Source organism: Fulvivirga sedimenti, from assembly GCF_020328055.1.
Genome location: NZ_JAIXNE010000004.1, coordinates 1,119,407 through 1,137,247, shown reverse-complemented (window position 1 = coordinate 1,137,247; position 17,841 = coordinate 1,119,407). Strand labels below are relative to the sequence as shown.

Annotated in this window: 14 protein-coding genes and 1 tRNA gene; 11 read left to right on the top strand and 4 right to left on the bottom strand. The window is 47.3% G+C overall.

What is annotated here, in order from left to right; translation table 11 throughout:
* Positions 1-24 precede the first annotated feature (24 nt).
* The 5 genes from LDX50_RS23030 (at position 25) to LDX50_RS23010 (ending at position 5,982) form a co-directional block, all read left to right on the top strand.
* Complete coding sequence (locus tag LDX50_RS23030; RefSeq protein WP_225698563.1) at positions 25-1,254, top strand: OmpA family protein; 1,230 nt, start codon at positions 25-27, stop codon at positions 1,252-1,254.
* Complete coding sequence (locus tag LDX50_RS23025; RefSeq protein ID WP_225698562.1) at positions 1,254-1,415, top strand: hypothetical protein; 162 nt, start codon at positions 1,254-1,256, stop codon at positions 1,413-1,415. Before LDX50_RS23030 ends, LDX50_RS23025 begins: the two co-directional genes overlap by 1 nt.
* Positions 1,416-1,505: 90 nt before the next feature.
* A complete protein-coding gene (locus LDX50_RS23020; protein WP_225698561.1) occupies positions 1,506-3,908 on the top strand; it encodes an ABC transporter permease in 2,403 nt (800 codons plus the stop codon).
* Positions 3,909-4,203: 295 nt separating this feature from the next.
* On the top strand, positions 4,204-4,731 hold the full coding sequence (locus tag LDX50_RS23015) for a hypothetical protein (RefSeq protein ID WP_225698560.1): 528 nt from the start codon (positions 4,204-4,206) through the stop codon (positions 4,729-4,731).
* A gap of 129 nt (positions 4,732-4,860) precedes the next feature.
* A complete protein-coding gene (locus LDX50_RS23010; RefSeq protein ID WP_225698559.1) occupies positions 4,861-5,982 on the top strand; it encodes a glycoside hydrolase family 16 protein in 1,122 nt (373 codons plus the stop codon).
* Positions 5,983-5,985: 3 nt separating this feature from the next.
* Here the strand turns inward: LDX50_RS23010 and asnB are convergent, their stop codons facing one another.
* Both asnB and LDX50_RS23000 read right to left on the bottom strand, forming a co-directional pair.
* A complete protein-coding gene (gene asnB / locus LDX50_RS23005) occupies positions 5,986-7,887 on the bottom strand; it encodes an asparagine synthase (glutamine-hydrolyzing) (RefSeq protein ID WP_225698558.1) in 1,902 nt (633 codons plus the stop codon).
* 4 nt (positions 7,888-7,891) lie between these two features.
* Positions 7,892-10,816 (bottom strand): FAD-binding and (Fe-S)-binding domain-containing protein, encoded by a 2,925-nt coding sequence (locus LDX50_RS23000; protein ID WP_225698557.1) that lies wholly within the window; start codon positions 10,814-10,816, stop codon positions 7,892-7,894.
* A 111-nt stretch (positions 10,817-10,927) separates the two neighbouring features.
* Between LDX50_RS23000 and LDX50_RS22995 the strand changes: the two genes are divergently transcribed.
* Positions 10,928-11,398 (top strand): C40 family peptidase, encoded by a 471-nt coding sequence (locus LDX50_RS22995; RefSeq protein ID WP_225698556.1) that lies wholly within the window; start codon positions 10,928-10,930, stop codon positions 11,396-11,398.
* On the opposite strand, the gene LDX50_RS22990 is transcribed toward LDX50_RS22995, so the two are convergent.
* Positions 11,395-13,074, bottom strand: a complete 1,680-nt coding sequence (locus LDX50_RS22990) for a PQQ-dependent sugar dehydrogenase (protein WP_225698555.1) — start codon at positions 13,072-13,074, stop codon at positions 11,395-11,397. The genes LDX50_RS22995 and LDX50_RS22990 overlap by 4 nt on opposite strands.
* Positions 13,075-13,206: 132 nt before the next feature.
* Between LDX50_RS22990 and LDX50_RS22985 the strand changes: the two genes are divergently transcribed.
* The 5 genes from LDX50_RS22985 (at position 13,207) to LDX50_RS22965 (ending at position 16,679) form a co-directional block, all read left to right on the top strand.
* Positions 13,207-14,595, top strand: coding sequence for an FAD-binding oxidoreductase (locus LDX50_RS22985; protein WP_225698554.1), 1,389 nt, complete (start codon positions 13,207-13,209; stop codon positions 14,593-14,595).
* A gap of 35 nt (positions 14,596-14,630) precedes the next feature.
* Positions 14,631-15,449 (top strand): class II glutamine amidotransferase, encoded by an 819-nt coding sequence (locus LDX50_RS22980; RefSeq protein WP_225698553.1) that lies wholly within the window; start codon positions 14,631-14,633, stop codon positions 15,447-15,449.
* A gap of 64 nt (positions 15,450-15,513) precedes the next feature.
* Positions 15,514-15,587, top strand: a tRNA-Ala gene (locus LDX50_RS22975).
* A 432-nt stretch (positions 15,588-16,019) separates the two neighbouring features.
* Positions 16,020-16,286 (top strand): GIY-YIG nuclease family protein, encoded by a 267-nt coding sequence (locus LDX50_RS31110; RefSeq protein WP_420828563.1) that lies wholly within the window; start codon positions 16,020-16,022, stop codon positions 16,284-16,286.
* A gap of 27 nt (positions 16,287-16,313) precedes the next feature.
* Positions 16,314-16,679, top strand: a complete 366-nt coding sequence (locus LDX50_RS22965; protein WP_225698552.1) for an energy transducer TonB — start codon at positions 16,314-16,316, stop codon at positions 16,677-16,679.
* A gap of 7 nt (positions 16,680-16,686) precedes the next feature.
* On the opposite strand, the gene LDX50_RS22960 is transcribed toward LDX50_RS22965, so the two are convergent.
* The gene (locus LDX50_RS22960; protein ID WP_225698551.1) at positions 16,687-17,787 is read right to left on the bottom strand and encodes an acyltransferase family protein; all 1,101 of its coding nucleotides are present in this window, start codon (positions 17,785-17,787) and stop codon (positions 16,687-16,689) included.
* Positions 17,788-17,841: the final 54 nt, after the last annotated feature.

Sequence of the window (17,841 nt, the reverse complement as noted above, 5' to 3'; positions counted from 1 at the left end):
TAAGGATGGGCGGCTTTTTAAACTATGAAAAATAATATGCGGAATTGGTGGTTCATTCTGATGGCCTGCATGGGTTTTACCCTGCAGGCCTTTGGGCAATCTGGAGAAGTAGCGGGTGAAGGGTACTATGTGGTGATCAATGCATATGCTCAGAGCAAAGAAGACTATGCCCGCAGGTACTATGAGAAAATTCAGGGAGATGGCGACGAGGTGCACTATGCCTATGTCCCGGGAAAGAAGATGTACTTTGTATATCGCCAGTTTCATACAGATTACCGTTCTGCAATAGAACAAATGAGGGAATCACGAAAGGACCCCCGGTTTCCCGATGCATGGGTTTTTGTATCAGGGGAGGTTGTTGAGGACATGTCCGACAGGAAGAATTCAACGAATAAGAATCAAACCGAAGAGGCTGAGATCGAAGAGAACGAAAAAACTCCTGTTATTTCAACGCCTGAAACTGTCGCAGAAATTGATTCGGTAAGCGAAAATGGCGAATTGAATGAAAATGCCCTGGAAGAGCTGAATGACCGCCTCGAGCCGCCGGCAAATGTTAAACAGGTTGTGTTTATCCTGAGCAACGCCAGAAATAACGAAGAAGTCACAGGTGACGTTCAGATCATCGATACGGAACGGTCAAAACTGATCAATGTTCAAAATTCAGGGGAGATCGCGACTATAGCCGACCCGGAAAATGGAACCGGGAATCTTACCATGATCTGTGATGTATTCGGTTATCGGAAGGATCAGAAAGAACTGAACTATCAGACTTTTGCCGAGAATGAAGATGTTCAGATGGTTAATGATTACTACGTGGTGTTCTTCGACCTTGTGCGTTACCACAAGGGGGATATTGCCACCATGTACAATGTGTATTTCTACAATGATGCCGCCGTCATGCGGCCGGAATCCCGTTATGAGGTCAATAGCCTCCTGAATATGATGCGGGAAAATCCCAACTATAAAATCCGGATTCACGGACATACCAATGGAAACCGTTCCGGAACGATTATCTCCATGGGCGATTCAAAGAATTTCTTCGGACTCGACGATCAGAATAAGGACGGTTCCGGATCCGCAAAGATGCTGTCGAAAAGAAGAGCGGAGGTGATTAAATCCTATCTGGTATCGCAGGGAATCGAGGAAGGCAGAATGGAGATCAAGGCCTGGGGCGGACGCCGGATGCTTTATGACAAAAACAGCTCCCTTGCCAAAAAGAATGTTCGTGTTGAAATAGAAATTCTCGAAGAATAATGCTGCTTTCCGAGTTCTTCACGTATTGTCAGTGGCTCTTCTATCTGCTGCTGGAGCTTCTTGTTGTCCGGTTTGTCGTCAACAGGATCGATATCAATCCTCAGAAAATTCTGCAGACCAGGGACCGGTTTTATCACTGGTCCATTTCATGCCTTGGCTAAACACCTTATTGGCAAGGCACCGTTTGTGTAAAAACATGAAACCGCGAAGCAGAGCGTAGCGTATATTGAAGTAACTCAAAATACAACACCATGCTTCGTAATTACCTGAAGGTCGCAATTCGCGGCCTGCGCCGGAATTCAGGTGCCTCCATCATTAATATTCTTGGATTATCCATAGGTCTGGCCTGCTATATTCTCATCATGATCTACGTGGTAAATGAGACCGGTTATGACCGGTTTCATTCAAAAGCCGATCGTATTTTCAGGCTTACAACGATCGACGAGGCCCTGGGGGTAACCAGCAACAATGTTGCGATCACAAATCCGCGAATGCCCGCCGCAGCCCGTGAGGAAGTGGCTGAGGTATTGGATGCAACCCGTGTTCTTGAGCAAGGCAGAGTGCGTATCGAAAAAGGAGATGATTTTTTCTATTCGGAAAATGCCAAGTCTGTTGAGCAGAACTTCTTTTCAATTTTTGATTATTCTGTAGAGCCGGCAAATGCGATAGAAAGGTTTCATCAACCCCTGAAGATGATCCTTACCGAGGAAATGGCACAGACCACTTTCGGCCGCAGTGATGCCGTTGGTGAACTTTTGAGTATTAATGACCAGGATTGGGAAATAGTGGGGATCATCAGAGATACACCAAAAAATTCACACCTGGGTCTTGATGTTTTGATGTCCTTATATCCAACGGAAGCGGATTCGTCAACTGCACAATATCTTGATGCCTGGGGCGGACTGGGTATGATCGGATATGTTGAATTGGATGATCGCTCTTCGGAAGCAAGTGTGGAAAGCCAGTTGGGTGAAATCGCCTGGTCCAATGATGTTCCTGAATTTTGGGTGCCACAGCTGCAGCCACTTACCGATATTCATCTTGGGTCTTCCGAAATATTGTTTGATTACTATCACATCAATAAAGGCGATAAGGTATATGTTTATTCCCTTTCCGCCGTTGCCATTTTTGTCCTGTTGATCGCCGCTTTCAATTTCATGAATCTTGCCACGGCAAAATCATCCTCACGGGCGAAAGAGGTGGGTATCCGCAAAGTTTTAGGTGGAGCCCGAAGGCATTTAGTGCGCCAGCACCTCGGGGAGTCGGTGCTGCTCGTTTTATTGGCTACTTTCATTGCCATAATCCTTGTGATCATTGCCAGCCCGATGCTTAACCTTGGATTGTATGAGCCTGTTCAGACGTTTCTTTTCAATCGCCCCGGATTACTGGGAGTCATTTTCCTTTCATCCATCATTATTGGATTATTGTCCGGTCTTTACCCGGCATTTGTGCTGTCCGGCTTTCAGACCGCGTCGATCTTACGTGGAAAATTCAGTGGCAGCAAAAGCGGCGTAGGCTTACGGAAGGCATTGGTGATTCTGCAGTTCACGGCATCAATTACTATGATCATCGGAACGGTCTTTATTTATCGCCAGATCGACTATGTAAAAAATAAGGATTTGGGATTTTCGAAAGACCAGATCGTTACTTTTCAGATGACCGATCCCGGTATGGGCGAAAATCTGGTCGCCTTCAGGGACAGGCTTATGACATATGAAGGTGTTGAAAAGGCATCCCTGTCAAATAATATGCCGGGTCGCACCTTTGGCAGAACGGGAATTACACCGGAAGGGTATGATCCCGAATCGAATGAGGATACGTGGATCGTGAGTGTTTTATCGTTTGATGAACATTACATCGATATGATGAGTATGGAGGTCGTGAATGGCAGGGCATTTGACGCTGCATCCGGAACGGATCAGAATGAGGCGGTGATGGTGAATGAGTCTTTCATAGAACAGGTAGGGTGGGAAGATCCTGTTGGAATGAAGGTAATAATGGGGAATAATACCGAACGTACCATCATCGGAGTTGTAAAGAACTTTCATTTCGCTGATATGAAGCACTCCATCGAACCTATCATCATGTTTTACAATCCGGGGCCTAACGGGAATCTTTCCTTCCGGCTGAATAGTGAAAATATCCGTGAGTCGATGGCAACTGCTGAGAAGCTATGGGATGAGTTTTATCCCGAATACCCGTTTGAGTATCAATTCTTTGATGAGGAATTCAACCAGGTTTTTGCCGCTGATGAGCGCTTTTCCAAACTCGTTGTAAGCTTCACCTGGCTGGCCATATTTATCGCGTGCCTGGGACTGCTTGGTCTTTCGGCTTTTATGGCCGATCAACGCAGGAAGGAAATTGGAGTAAGGAAGGTTATGGGATCCTCCGTAGGTCAAGTAATGGTGCTGCTGTCGAAGGAATTCATCATTCTCATCGGAATCTCCATGGTCCTTGCCTGGCCGCTGGCTTACCTGGCAGTCAACAACTGGTTGGGTGAATTTCAATATCGGATCGATCTGCTCACTCCCCTGAACCTAATTATTTTCCTGGCTGCGGGACTGGCCGCTCTGGCCATTGGCCTCCTTACCGTCAGTTACCAGGCACGTGCTGCAGCGGTCGTAAATCCGGTTAATTCGCTGAAGGAAGAGTGAGTTGTAGTCAGTAGTCAGCGCCGAAGGGGCGTCCCTTTGGGATAGTCAATAGTCAGTAGTGGTACAAATAGGGAGTAAGGAGTAGGTAATTGGAAGCTAGCCTGCACTCCTTGCCGTCATCACGGCGGTACTCCCGGCTCAAGGCCGGGAGATTATACCGGGATGACGTGCGAAAAAGGGGTTGCGGCTCAAGGTCGGGAGATTACACCGGCCTGCCTGCCGGAAGGCAGGGATGACGTGTGAAAGAAGGGTTGCCCTGGAATACGATACTCACTATTTCTTCGTTTATTTAAGAATGAAATTTCAACTTGCAGCAACATTCATTTTTCTTGCCGTTACCTCGGTATTCTCCCAGAATGTTCGTCTTGAATCGCTGCTGATCAATGGCCAAATTCCCGTTTACTGCAATCGCAGCGATCTTGAGAAAACATTCCGGATCGACAGCGTCGTTGCTCTTGATATTTATGAGAATTCGACATTGTCGGATTCTGTGATCTATATTGGCGAAACGGATTTCGACTATTTTTCTGGTAATAATACCCAATCCCGGGGGCTTGAAACAGATTGTGTTCTCCGGTCAGTTGTTTTTGATGAACAGGTCACCACTTTCAATATTGGTATTTTTGAAATTACCGGAAGTACGACCATTGCTGATATTGCAAGGTTGTTTCCCGAATTCTGTGCAGATCCCCAGCCGATTTCAGTTTACGGAGATCCTCGACCGCACCTCGTTTGTGCAATCGATACAGATACTGAATATCGCATTCTTGTCTTTTTCAGGGAAGGAAAAGTAGTCATGCTTCATTTGTGGCAGGCCGACTGATGTTTTATCACTGAATATCAAATATTTCCATAGTTATGTTTATCTTAAAAGGCTAAAACCTGAAGGAATATGAGACATCATTGCTTGTGTATAGAAATCAGGTACGTCTATTAAAAAAATATCAATACAATGCAGATACGTCAATTTTCAAAGGGTATGTTTACCATGTCACTGATTATTACCGGATTGTTTTTTGCTTCCTGTGGAGGTGATGACGGTTCAGATAATGCAATGCCGCCGTCGAACCTGACAGTAAGCATTACTCCAAATCCGGATACTCCGGGCCTGATCCAGGTGGTCGCAACCGCGACGAATGCCAGTTATTATAAATTCAATTTCGGGGATTCACCATCGATCGTTCAGAACTCAACCGGTACTATTGAGCATACTTATATCAGCTCAGGGGATTTCGAAGTAACGGTTCAGGCACATTCATCAGAATCATCCTTCATCTCCACAACCAGGGATGTCTCCATTACCTTACCTGACCCGACAGAGCTGGGATATGAATCTCCCGAAAGCTATGATGGCTATACCCTTGTATGGCGTGATGAATTCAACGGAGATGCGCTTTCAGATGACTGGACCTATGATATTGGGGATGGATGCCCTGATCTCTGTGGCTGGGGCAATAATGAGCTGGAATATTATAAGAGCGAAAATACGCTGGTGGCCGACGGATTCCTACGGATCACTGCAAAGCAGGAATCATTCGGAGGAAAGAATTATACCTCATCAAAAATTATTACCAAAGACGCACAAACATTTCAGTACGGCCGAATCGATATTCGCGCGGTACTTCCCAGAGGCCAGGGAATGTGGCCCGCACTCTGGATGCTCGGAACCAATATCGATGACGTAGGCTGGCCTTCCTGTGGCGAGATCGATATCATGGAAATGGTAGGCGGCGGTGCCGGTAAAGACAATACTGTTCACGGAACGGTTCACTGGGATAATAATGGCAATTATGCCAATTACGGAGGGGAAGTAAGCCTGTCCAGCGGGGTCTTTGCAGATCAGTTCCATGTTTTTTCCATCACCTGGGATGAAACTTTCATCCGTTGGTATCTCGACGGAGTGGAATATCATGTGATTGATATTTCACCATCAGGATTAAGCGAACTGAAAGGTGAGTTTTACATGATCTTCAATGTGGCAGTTGGCGGAAACTGGCCCGGATCACCGAATGCGTCCACACAATTTCCACAAGAGATGATCGTCGATTATGTGCGCTATTTCCAGGCGAACTGATCTTTAGATAAAATATCGCTTATACCACCATTGAAAAACCACCAGGCCCCAGATACGCGCATGCGTATCACCGGGGTCTGATGAGTATAGTTTCTTTCTCAGCTTATGAACCTTCTCCGGGTTGAAAATGCCCTGCTCCCTGAGCCAGGAATCTGCAAGGAGGTCATCTTCAATGATGGATCGCATATCCGTTCGAAGCCACTTCAGTAATGGTACCTCAAATCCCTTTTTAGGCCGGTTATATAATTCTTCCGGCAGTATTTCCCTGAAAGTATCCTGTACGATCCGCTTTCGTATCCCTCCGTTTATTTTTGATGAAACAGGAAGACTGTTGGCAAATTCAACAACACGATGATCCAGAAACGGCACGCGAACCTCCAATGCATGCGCCATTGACATCCGGTCAACCTTGGTTAACATATCATCCGGCAGCACCAGCCGCAGGTCTGCATAGAGGAAGTCGTTAAGTGTGGCGTTGTGCCCCGGGATATTTTCAAGTAATGCTGATCGTAATTTATTGTAATTGTCCGCGTCGAATTTTTCCTTTGAATTAGCAGAAAGCAAAGCAAATGCCTCGCTTTCCCGTGCATAGCCAGCCCAACGCCAATAACGGTCTTTTGGTGAGAGCTTCATGCCTTCGCCGAGTCTGTCCAGTTGTCGGAAAAGGTTGGTGAGTTTGTTATTTCTCGATTTTGGGAGGATATGCCAGAGTGGCTCCAGGGCTGCTGCTGCTCTTACTGCCCCGCCACCTTCGATTATCCGTTGAAAGGCGGCGTGTTTATTGTATCCGCCGAATAGCTCGTCAGCCCCATCGCCCGACAAGGCTACGGTAGCATGCTTTCGGGTCTCTCGTGAAAGTATGTTTACAGCAATCGCAGATGAATCGGCGAAGGGTTCATCGATGCCATCCAGAATTTCGTGAACGTGCCGGTAGAGGTCACTGTTGGTAAGGGAGAAAACATGGTGCTGACTTCCTATTTTTTTAGCCACCAGCTGCGCATAATTGGTTTCATCGAAAAATGGCTCATCCCTGTACCCGATGGAAAATGTATGCAGCCCGGGTTTGTGCCGTGCAGCGAATGTGGCGATTACCGAGCTGTCAATCCCACCACTCAGGAAAGACCCGAGCGGAACATCCGACACGAGGCGTTTCAGTACAGCATCTTCGAGTAACGTAGCCAGCTGTTTCTGCTGGTCCTCATAACCTTCCGATGCAGGCTTTTCATTATAGCGGGGAGGTGTATACCATATTTTCTTTTCAAAGATATTCGCATCGATGTAAATGGATTCCCCGGGGAGCATTTTTTTCACGCCTTTCATAATGGTTCGTGGCGCAGGAATGTAATTCAGCTGAAGGTAGGTATGCAGCGCCTCGAAATCCAGTTGCTTTTCGATCCCATAGGCCAGGATGGATTTCATTTCCGACGCGAAGAGAAACCTGTCATTGTCGGAAAAATAATACAGCGGCTTGATGCCCATGCGGTCGCGGGCCATGAATATGGATTTCTGCCGGCGGTCGTAAAGGGCAAAGGCGAAAAAGCCATTGAGTTTATTCAGTGCTTCACTTCCCTCCAGGATCAGCAGATGAAGCAATACCTCCGTATCACTGAGACTTCTGAAGGTTATACCCCGGGCCTCCAGCTCCTGACGAAGCTGACTGAAATTGAAGATTTCGCCATTAAAAATCAGGGTATACCGGCCGCTTGGATCCGTCATGGGCTGATTGGCATCAGGCGTTGTGTCAATGATGGAAAGTCTTCGGTGACCCAGGCCAACAGCTTCATCATGCACGGTATTCTGGAAGTCGGGTCCGCGGTGATCCAGCACTTGTGTGGCTTTCGCAAGATGGATCATGCTTACCCTGCCTATCATGTTAAACGCGTAAATTCCGGTAATACCGCACATAGAATTATTTTTTCAGGGCTTCGTAAAGAACTTCTACCGGATGTTTGGCTGATCTGCCCGTACCGTCCATGATTTGGTGGCGGCAGCTGGTTCCCGGTGCTGCAATGATCGTCGTAGATTCTTCCGCACGAACTGCAGGGAAGAGAACAAGCTCGCCAATCTGCATTGAAACGTCATAGTGCTCCTTTTCGTATCCGAATGATCCTGCCATCCCGCAACAGCCTGAAGGGATCATCAATACTTCGTAATTTACTGGCAGCGATAAAATTTTCTTCGTCGGCACGACCGATGACAGGGCTTTCTGATGGCAATGGCCGTGGAGGCGAATGCGCGCCTTCTCTGTGGTGAACTGATCCGACTGAATCCGTCCTGCCGCAATTTCCTCAGCAAGGAATTCATCGATCATAAAACTGCATTCTGCTAAAATTTTAGCGCGTGCCTGAAGGGATTCACCAACGATTTCAGGATATTCATCGCGGAATGAGAGGATCGCCGAGGGTTCAATACCAATGAGCGGCACCTTATCCGAAATGAGCTCGGAGAACAGGCGTACATTTTCTACAGCAATGGCTTTGGCCTCATCAAGCATACCCTTGGAAAAGAACGTCCGGCCGCTTTCCTCATGATCTGCCATTTTAACCGCGTACCCCAGCTCCGTGAGTAATTTAATGGCTGTAATTCCAATGGGAGTATCATTATAATCGGTGAATTCATCGCAAAACAGGTAAACCGTTCTTTTCGGATGTTTCGGCTGCAGCTGTGCCAGATTCTTTTCTGCCCATTTTCGCAGGGTGACCTTGTGAAGCTTTGGCATCGAACGCTGAGGTGCAATTCCCATAATTGATTTAGCCAGCTTTCCGGTGAGTCCGCCCGCTACAAACGTGTTATATAATCCCGCTACTTTGGAAGCTTTACGATTATTTGACGTGAATTGGGCGATCATTTTTGTGCGAAATGGAATACCGTGGCTCTTGTAGTACTGGTACTGCCATTCAGCTTTCATCTTTCCGATATCGACGTTCGACGGGCATTCCGACTTGCATCCTTTGCAGGAAAGACAAAGATCCATAACGGCCTTGATCTCCTCACTGTCGAAGGGGTTTTCACGCTTTGAATTCGTTAAAACCTCCCGGAGAATATTGGCCCGTGCCCGTGTTGTATCCATTTCATTTTTTGTGGCCATGTAGGACGGGCACATGGTCCCCCCGCTCAGGTGCGTCTTCCGGCAATCACCGGAACCATTGCACAGCTCTGCTGAACGAACGATCCCATGATAGGTGTCGAAATTAAAAATAGTATGAAACTCGGGCGTCAGCTGACCAGGCGTATAACGAAGCTGTTCATTCATGGCAGGGGTATGCACGATCTTGCCCGGATTAAAAATGTTTTTAGGATCCCAGGCAGCCTTGATATCTTTCAGTAGGGCAAAATTTGCATCCCCGATCATAAACGGAATAAATTCACCCCGAAGCCTGCCGTCGCCGTGCTCTCCGCTAAGGGAGCCCTTGTATTTTTTTACGAGCGCCGCAATTTCTTCCAGTATCACACGGAACATGCGATTGCCTTCCTGGGTCTTCAGATCCAGGATCGGGCGTAAATGAAGTTCCCCGGAACCGGCATGCGCATAGTGAACGCAAAAGAGATTGTATTTTTTCAGCGTTTCATTAAACTCGTCGATATAGGCCGGCAGGTCCTGAACATCCACGGCAGTATCCTCGATGACGGGAACAGGTTTGGCATCGCCCGGAATATTGCTCAGCAGTCCGAGTCCGGCTTTCCGGAGTGACCATACCCTTTTCGTGTCTTCACCCGTCACCAGCGGAAAGTGATAGCCCAGGTTTTTCGCCTTCAGATCTGCGACAAGCCCAGCCGCTTTTTTCTCCACTTCTTCGAGCGTGGACCCGCGCAGCTCCACCACCAGGATCGCTTTCGGGTCGCCCTGCAGGAAGAACCGGTTCTGCCGGTACTGGATATTACCCTTGGTGCATTCCAGGATATAGTGATCCATCAGTTCAGAAGCATAGGGCTCGTAGCGGATTGCTTCCAGGTTTCCAAGCAAGGCGTCATGAATGGATTCAAAATGCGCGCACAGAAGCCCTGAAACCGGGGGAGGCAAGGGATTGATACGCAGTTTGGCCTCGGTAATGAACATGAGGGTTCCTTCGGAGCCGGCGATGAGTTTGCAAAAGTTGAATTTTCCCCCGTTCTCTATGAACGGCTCAAGGTCCTTCAGCATATCAATGGCATAGCCGGTGTTCCGCCTGTGGATCGTCGGCTTGGGATAGTTACTGTCAATGTTCGCCCGGTTTTCAGGGTTGCTCAGCATATCCCGTATCTGGCGGTAAATTTCTCCCTCCAGTGTTTTCAGACTGCATTTTTCACTGAATTCATCGAGTGTCAGTTCACCGAATACCACTTCAGAGCCATCACTGAGAAATCCGTGAACCTCCATCAAGTGGTCCCGTGTACTTCCATAGACGATGCTGTTGGATCCGCATGAATTATTCCCGATCATGCCGCCGATCATGGCACGGTTGGCTGTTGAGGTTTCCGGTCCGAACAGAAACCCATGAGACTCGAGATACATGTTGAGTTCGTCACGGATCACCCCGGGCTGAACCCGTACCCACTGTTCCACGCTGTTATGTTCGACGATTTTGGTAAAGTTTTTTGAAACATCCACCACAATACCGTTGCCCACGACCTGTCCGGCCAGTGATGTACCTGCTGTGCGCGGGATCAGGCTGGTTTTTGCTTCGATTGCGTAGCTGATTAGCTGCCGGATATCTTCTGCATTTTCAGGGATCGCAACCGCCAGTGGCAGTTCCCTGTATGCCGAGGCATCGGTTGCGTACAGTTTCCGCATGGTGTCGTCATAATACAATTGGCCCTGCAGACGTTCTCCTAATGATTCCAGTGTTATTGACAAAGCGGGATGGTTCTAATGTGAAGTGGAAAATTAAATTCTTTTTGACATTGTTAAAAAGATAATGGTAATTTAAATACGCGTTTCATGATCGTATTTTTTAATTCTAACACCATGCACCGAATAGGATGGTATTTTTTACTGATCGCATCGCTGATTTCCTCGTGCGCATCTTCGAAAAAAACAGCAAAAACCGATACCCGGGTGGATACCGTTATCCAAACAGCCCGGAGTTACACAGGCACGCCCTATAAATGGGGAGGTACCACACGATCGGGAATGGATTGCAGCGGTTTGTTATGCAATGCTTTCGCGAGTATTGACTATCAGTTGCCGCGCACTTCTGCGGCGCAGAGTGAAGTGGGCCAGAAAGTGAAAAAAGAGGACATTAAACCAGGCGACCTCGTATTTTTTGCCACGGGTCGCAGCCGAAAGAAGGTGACGCATGTCGGACTGGTAACTACCATTAAAAAGGGTGAAGTCTGGTTTATTCACAGCAGTTCCTCTTTGGGTGTGATCGAAAGCAGCCTGGGGACGTCATATTACGCCAAACGATTCCTTCACGCCCGAAGACCCATCGATTAAATTGATTTTTTAATTCCTGTGATCTGATACACCTTCCCGTCGGCCTTTGTGAGGATGTATAATTCACCGGCGGCATCCATGCCGAACCGCAGATCTACCCTGGCCTTGCCCAGGCGCTCACGGAATGAGGAAATATTTCCGTCATCAAATTGAAGCTGAACCTCGGAAACCGCTGACTGCTTACCCTGCTTAAAATCAGACGCATCGGATAAAAATACGCGTCCGTTTATAATGCCTCCAAAAAGATAGTATCCCTCAATTTCCGGAATCTGCTTACCGTAATAAATGTATCCGCTGGAGATGGCGGCAATTTCGTCGTGGTCAACCTGAATCACTGGGTAGGTGAATCCAAAACCGGCATCGTCGGTCTCAAGTGAATATACCTTATCCATGCTTTCATTTTTAAACAGGCGGAAGGTTCCTTCCCGTTCCGGCCAGCCATAATTCCTTCCTTTTTCAATGATGTTGAGCTCTTCGATATTGGTATGCCCGATGTCGGAAGCCAGCATCCTGCCGTCAGCATCCCAGAAGATCCGGTGCGGATTGCGAAATCCCAGTGCATAAACCTCTGATTTATCTGGGTTAGAAGAAGGAATGCCATAATGCCCATTCATACTGTTATTACCTGCGGGATCAATTCGAAGGATGGTGCCCCACGGCTGCTGCTGATTTTGAACCAGGAATGCATACCCGTTTTCAACTGCGCCGCCATCGCCAATTCCGATGTACATCAAACCATAGTCTTGATCGCCCGGATTGGCATGGGGATTAAAGGCGATTTCCTGCATTCCGTGGATCTGGCTCACCATATCAATGCGCATAAGCTCTCCGTGTGTGCCACTAAAAACAGAGGATGTTGGATCATCGTGTTTCCATTCGTCGAGCACCCAACGCACTGTTCTCGGAATGGTATCTGTATAACTGAAATCAGCGGGTGCAGATGTCTTCGGATCCTCGGTATGACTGGTATAGAAGATTCCGTTTTGGTCATATTCAGGGTGAAAGGCAAAGCTTCCCAGGCCGGTGGCCAGTCCGGGCTGGGCAATGAAATGTTCGAAGTAATCCTCCATCTTCAGGAACGGAATCCATTGCTGGTCCTTTATTTCATACAGAATTCCATTCAGGTCGGAAATGAACTGCCGGCCTGATTCCGGGATCATTTTATTGATGCGCGCCACGGGTGGATTTTTGGCTGTTGGAGGAGCCGTAAGTACTTCTTTCAAAATGAGAATAATACCGGATTCCGGAATTTTTTGAGGAATGGGATCGTCCAGGGGCTGAAGACCAGCAGCTGCTGTTGAATTCGGCTTATCCGGATAAGTGTGCATATAGGCCAGGATGGCTTTCAGGTCGGCATCCGATAGGGTCTCAAAAGACGGCATGTAGGTATTAAATTTTTCAAATGCGGCAACGGCCCGGTTATCCCCGCCGGAGATCATCCTGGCCGGATTCCGGATGAAGCGTTGAAGCCATTCGTCCGATACTACTGTCGTTATACCGCCAAGGGCGGGTCCAATTCCGGTTTGTCGGAAGTTGTGACAGGACGCGCATTGCATTTCGAAAAGTTTTCTTCCTTTTGCGATTGTTTCCGGATCGTTGGTATACGCGCTTCTTTGGTTGCAGGCGACCAGAAGAATGCCTGAAAGTACAAATGCAACAAGTGTGTAAAATCTCATTCCTGATAAATCTAATAAAAAGAATTCTTTAAACATGGAAGACTCCTGTTTGTGGAAGTTTCAGGGTTGCTTTTGCCGGTTACTTGACGCATGAATTGCGTATATTTAGGTGCAGAAACAAGCGATCATGAAATGAGCGATCTTAAGGAAGAATATCTGTCAGGATGGGGAAATATTCCGATGGTGCGGGGTAAAATTGCCTTTGCTCATGATGAAGGTGATGTTTCCCGTGCGTTGAAAAACGGTTCGCTGATTTCACGGGGGAAGGGGAGGAGTTATGCAGATCAGGCTACCAATAACGGTGAGCTGGTGCTGAAGATGGAGAAAATGAACCGGTTCATTTCTTTTGATCCTGGAACCGGTATTCTTACAGCGCAGGCTGGTGTCACACTTGCTGAAATAATTAATGTCTTTGCCCCCCGGGGATGGTTTACAATGATCAATCCGGGAACGAAATATGTGACACTGGGCGGGGCTATTGCCAATGATATTCACGGGAAGGCGCATCATGCTGACGGATCATTTGTAAATAGTGTGATTGAGTTCACGATCATGCTGGCCGACGGGCGGGTTCTTACGGCCAGCCGCGAGGAAAATGACGACCTTTTCTGGGCTAATTTCGGCGGACTGGGTCTGTTGGGTGCGATTCTGACGGTAACGTTGAAACTTCGGAAAGTTGAAACCACATATTTTTCACAGAAGGCGATTGTAGCAAGAAATCTTGAGGAGATGATGGATGCGCTTGACGAGACGGAGCAAACGTACCGTCATTCGGTCGCCTGGATCGATTCACTGGCGAAGGGAAAAAACCTGGGGCGGGGTGTGCTTACGGTGGGGAATGAAGCCCGGTTTGATGAATTGCCTCCAAAGCTTCAAAAAGATCCCCTTGCAGTGGGAGCCAAACCAAAAATTACGGTGCCGGTTTATTTACCTTCTTTTACCCTGAATAAACTTACCATCAGTGTTTTGAACAGTGTACTGCATTATTTGCAGAGCCATGGAAAGCCCTTTACCCATTACGACAGCTTCCTGTTTCCGCTGGACGCGATCAATGAATGGAACAAAGGGTATGGAAAACGTGGGTTTATTCAGTACCAGTTTGTCGTTCCTGAGGAGGGCGGACGCGAAAGTGTGCGCCGGATCATGAAAGAGATCACTGAAAGCGACTGCAAGCCATTTTTAAACGTTTTGAAGAAGTTTGGGGAGGCTTCCGGGGGTCCGCTTTCGTTCCCAATGAAAGGTTATACATTCGCTATTGATTTTCCTATAACCGATCAGCTTGAGCCTTTTACGAAACGCCTGGACGAGATGGTACTGGACGCAGGAGGCAGGATTTACCTGGGCAAGGATGCGTTTCTTGATATGGATATGTTCAGAAAAATGTATCCAAATTACGGGGAATGGATGAAGGTAAAACAGAAGTACGATCCGGAATGGCATTTCAATTCAGATATAGGCCGGCGCCTGTTGCATACTGAGCATATACCCTTGGATGATACCGGAATGAAATCAACGATTTAGTTTGATTCAAAGCGCTATTTTTTCTAGATTCAGCTATGTGTCGATGGTTAGGCTATACTGGCAGTCCGATTTTACTGGATGATCTTTTATTCAAACCGACCAACTCCCTTATTCATCAAAGTTTACTATCCAAGGAAGGAGCTGAGCCTACGAATGGTGACGGTTTTGGCGTTGGGTGGTACGACGATCAGCCGGAGCCCGGAGTGTTTAAGTCTATAGAGCCTGCATGGAATGATCATAATTTGGCAGTCCTGAGCCGGCATATCAAGTCCCCCCTTTTTTTAGCCCATGTGCGTGCCACCACCGGCACCCCGATTCAGAAGACCAATTGTCATCCGTTTCACTACAAGAACTGGATGATGGTTCATAATGGTGTGATCTATGGGTTTGAAAAACTTAAAAGGGATATGGCATTTACCATTGATCCGGATCTGTATTATCTCATTCATGGCACAACCGATTCGGAGCTGTTGTTTTACCTGGCGATAACCTTTGGTTTGGAAAAGAATCCCAAGCAGGCACTACAGGTGATGGCCGGTTTTGCAGAGGACCTGGGCCGAAGGAACGGGCAGGGCAAGACTATTCAGATGACCCTGGGGATCAGTGACGGAGAGCGGCTGATGGCGGTGCGGTATTCCAGTGAGCGTAAGTCAAGAAGCCTCTACCACAGCACGAGCATTGAGGCGATGAAAAAGATCAACCCCGACCTGGCGCGCTTTTCAGATGACGCGCGTGCGATTGTATCCGAACCGCTGGGTGACTTGCGGGAATTCTGGGAGGAAATCCCCGAATCGAGTTTTGTGATGATCGATAAGGGAAGAGTTACCGTTGAGGATTTCCGGCCGGAAATCTGAGTCGTAAAATTGTAGGTTTCCGATTATTTTATGGAGGTTTATTTTATATATTTGCAATCCCTTTGGGGCTATAGCTCAGCTGGCTAGAGTGCTTGACTGGCAGTCAAGAGGTCGTGGGTTCGACTCCCACTAGCTCCACCTCCGCCCGCCGAAGCTCCGAAAGGAGCGAAGGCGGGCTTTCTTATGTCTGCACGTCGCTTCTTCGGGCTACGGCGGAGGGACTCCACTGTTAATGCTCCTTTCATATGCTTCGATAGAAGCGAAGGCGGGCATTTTCATTTGTACCCTTCATAACATTTTACTTTTATTAGCAGGCGGGCTTTCATCGTCGCTAAAGCTATGATGAACGAAGGCGGTGGAGGGACTCCACTGTTAATGTTCCTTTCATATGCTTGATAGAAGCGAAGGCGGGCATTTTCATTTCTACCTACCATAACATTCTGCTTTTATCAGCAGGCGGGCTTTCATTGTCGCTAAAGCTATGATGAACGAAGGCGGCGGAGGGACTCCACTGTTAATGCTCCTTTCATATGCTTCGATAGAAGCGAAGGCGGGCTTTTTCATGTCCGAATGAAGGTTTTACTTTACCAAATGACTGGCTTTTTTCATGTTTATATACTGAAGTGTTACGACGGTATTTATTATGTTGGGCGAACGAATGATTTATACAGAAGAATCAAGAAACATAATAACGGAGAGGTGGAATATACGCAATCACGCAGACCGGTACGAATGATTTACTATTGCTCTTTTGAAAACCAATTTTTGGCGATTCAATTTGAGAAATATTTAAAATCGGGAAGCGGAAGGGCATTTATGAAGAGGCACCTTATTTAGTTTTATCAATTTAAACTAATTTATACCATGACCATCATAAAATATCTTTCCGTGTGTTTCTGTGTTATCTCAATCAGCTGTTCTGCACAGACACTGGATGAGCCGGAGATAAGTGCAGTGATGTATGGTTCATATGACAGTCTTTTGTCAGTTACTCAAGCGATCCGAAAAATTGTTGAAAAAGAGAATAATTGCCACCCTGGAAAAGTATATGTGCAGATGGAAATTGATACCTCCGGAAATGTACGCCAGCCTAAAATCGTCAGATCATTGTGCCCCGCAGCAGATTCAATCGCTATGATTATCGCTAAACAACTCAAATTTCATCCTGCATGGCAAAATCAAACCAAGGTTAAATCAAATAAGATCATCACTATTCCCTTCCAACAATAACCACACCCTACACCTTCACAAACGTCTTGTTCCGGTACATATACCAAAGGATCAGGTAGAGGATCAGGAACCCCCCGAATACCTCCAGGGCACCATAATATGGGCCTGTATATTGTTCGGTACCGAAGAGGATAAACCCGGCAATCGTTGAAAAACGTATCACGTGCGACAATACATAGGCGGTGATAGCATTCATCCCGATCACCTTCAAAGGGAATGCCCATCGCCGGATCCCTTTCATATCGATAAGCCAGTAGAAAAACGCCAGGATCAGGTAACAAACGCCCGATGAAGCCAGCACGAAAGAGGAAGTCCAAAGCTTCTTGATGATCGGGTGCCAGATACCCATCAGTAAACCGGCCGCCAGTCCGATTACGCCGGCGAGCAATAAATTTCTCAGAACCTTTGGCTGACTCATGCCCGACTTGATCCACTCGCCCGCAAACATGCCTGAGAGGGTGGTGGCGACAAACCCGAAACTGCTGAGCAGCCAGGTGTACTGTGTCTGATCCTCAAACCGGTCGAATACAAGCCTGTCGAAATACAACGCGATATTTTCATCCGGCAGCAGCAGTCCGGCTTCACTACCCGGAACACTGATGGTGAGCAGTATCAGGGTAAAGGCGACCAGGCAGAATGTAAAAACCGCATACTGCCCTTTTTTGCTGAGGTGCATGTAGCAAAGACAGCTCACGACATATCCCACGGCAATCGCCTGCAGCGTATTGCTGAAAATATAAAACCTGTCAATATCCAGCTCGAGCAAATTTCCCTGTACAATCCAGCCCAGTACAAACAGGATTAAAAACCTCCGGCCTATTTTTAAATAGATATCCCTGTTTGAATTTGTTTCCCGGATTCTTTTGGATAGGGAAAACGGAATAACGGCGCCCACAGTAAAAAGGAAAAGGGGCATAATGATGTCGTATATGGTATTGCCGGTCCAGTCTGGGTGATCAAACTGATGCGCCATAAATTGCGTAAATGGCGTGTCGACGCCGCTGTAGAGCGCCCAGAAAAACTGGTCCAGGAGTATGATCCCAAGCATATCAAGTCCGCGTACGACATCGATGGATTCAATTCTGGCAGTGGATATATTGGCGTTCATGCTGATATGCGGGTTTCGACCACGACTCCAAAATATAAATTATACTTATGTGAT